General features: G+C 36.2%; 2 protein-coding genes. Both read right to left on the reverse strand.

Annotated features, from left to right (window positions below; translation table 11 throughout):
- Nucleotides 1–11: 11 nt before the first annotated feature.
- On the reverse strand, nucleotides 12–1,205 hold the full coding sequence (locus tag DIU01_RS09115) for an alanine dehydrogenase (protein ID WP_290833702.1): 1,194 nt from the start codon (nucleotides 1,203–1,205) through the stop codon (nucleotides 12–14).
- Nucleotides 1,206–1,278: 73 nt separating this feature from the next.
- The gene (gene tsaE / locus DIU01_RS09120) at nucleotides 1,279–1,686 is read right to left on the reverse strand and encodes a tRNA (adenosine(37)-N6)-threonylcarbamoyltransferase complex ATPase subunit type 1 TsaE (protein WP_290833704.1); all 408 of its coding nucleotides are present in this window, start codon (nucleotides 1,684–1,686) and stop codon (nucleotides 1,279–1,281) included.
- Between the last annotated feature and the right edge of the window lie 25 nt (nucleotides 1,687–1,711).

Genomic DNA, 1,711 nt, shown 5'->3' on the forward strand with positions numbered 1-1,711 from the left:
ACGATTCGCTCCTAAAAAACAATTAGATTAATATCGCTGTCTGGCAAGTTAAACCAGTCGCCAATTGCTTTGTTTGTTAGGATTCCGTGATAAAGATAGACTCCGTTTTTTAATCCTTTGTTGCAACGAATGGAACTTTCAATTCCACCATCTTCGGCAATTTGCAATAGGTAAGGAGTGATGATGTTGCTGATGGACAACGACGCGGTTTTGGAATAGCGCGACGGAATATTGGGCACACAATAATGAATAATATTGTTTTTTATGAACGTTGGTTTCTCGTGAGTTGTTACCTCGGAAGTTTCAAAACATCCACCTGTATCAATGCTGACATCAACAATTACGGCACCTTTTTTCATGTGTTCAACCATAGTTTCTGTGACTACAATTGGGCAACGTTCTTTGCCTCGCATTGCGCCAATAGCCACATCGCAACGACGAAGTGCTTTTAATAATGCTTTGGGTTGGATGGTTGAAGTAAAAACGCGCTGGTTTAAATTGTTTTGTAAACGACGTAATTTTGTAATTGAATTGTCGAATATTTTTACGTTTGCACCAAGACCTAATGCTGTTTTTGCTGCAAATTCGCCTACAGTTCCAGCGCCAATTATTACAACATCAGTAGGAGGAACGCCAGTTATATTTCCAAATAATAATCCTTTACCAAATTGGTTATTGATCATTAGTTCGGCTGCGACTAGGATGGAAGCTGTTCCTGCGATTTCACTTAACGATTTCACGGCAGGATAGGAGCCATCTTCGTCTTTAATGTATTCGAATGCGAGAGCAGTGATTTTCTTTTTGGATAATTTTTCGAAGTATTCTTTCTTTCTGGTTTTGAGCTGAATAGCGGAAATAACTATAGTATTTGGATTCACCAATTCGATTTCTGCCATAGTCAATGGTTCTACTTTTAGAAGCATTGGACACGATAAAACCTTGTTGGTATCGCTGGTAATTTCTGCGCCAGCATCGCTGTATTCTTTATCGGAATAGCTTGAACTTTCACCTGCACCAGATTCTATTAATATTCTGTGACCGTGCGCTGTTAATGAATGTACAGCGTCTGGAGTTAGACATATTCTGCGTTCTTGGTAACTGGTTTCTTTAGGGATTCCAATGAAAAGTTCGCTTTTATGACGTGCAATTTCCAATTTTTCTTCTTGTGGAAGTAGCTGTTGTTTTGTAAAAGGTGTAAGTGACATAGTTACAAATGAATATTGGAGCAAGTTACATAAAAATTACGAATTTGAAATTACGAATCGCGAATTTTAAAAGCTATTTTAAAGTCAAATGTCTTTTGCCGTCAAGAAGTTGTTCTATAGTTATGATAGAATGTTCGTCTGGGATTAAATTTGGAATATTTTCGGCCCATTCGATAAAACACCAATTTCCTGAATATAAGTATTCGTCAATTCCCATATCTAATGCTTCGGTTTCATTTTTTAATCGATATACGTCAAAATGATAAATATATTGATTATTAGCGATTTGATATTCATTAACTAAAGAAAAGGTTGGACTGCTAGTTGCATCATTTACACCTAAATTTTTAGCCAATGATTTGATTAAAGTGGTTTTACCAACACCCATATTTCCGTTAAAAAGGATTACTTTTTTTGGATTTTGGGATAGGATTTTTTGAGCAACCTCATTGATTTCGTCTAATGAAAAAACTGTTTCCATGTGTTCAGATTTCAGATTTCAGATT

Origin of the sequence: Flavobacterium sp., assembly GCF_003525665.1 — a bacterium.
Lineage (GTDB): Bacteria > Bacteroidota > Bacteroidia > Flavobacteriales > Flavobacteriaceae > Flavobacterium.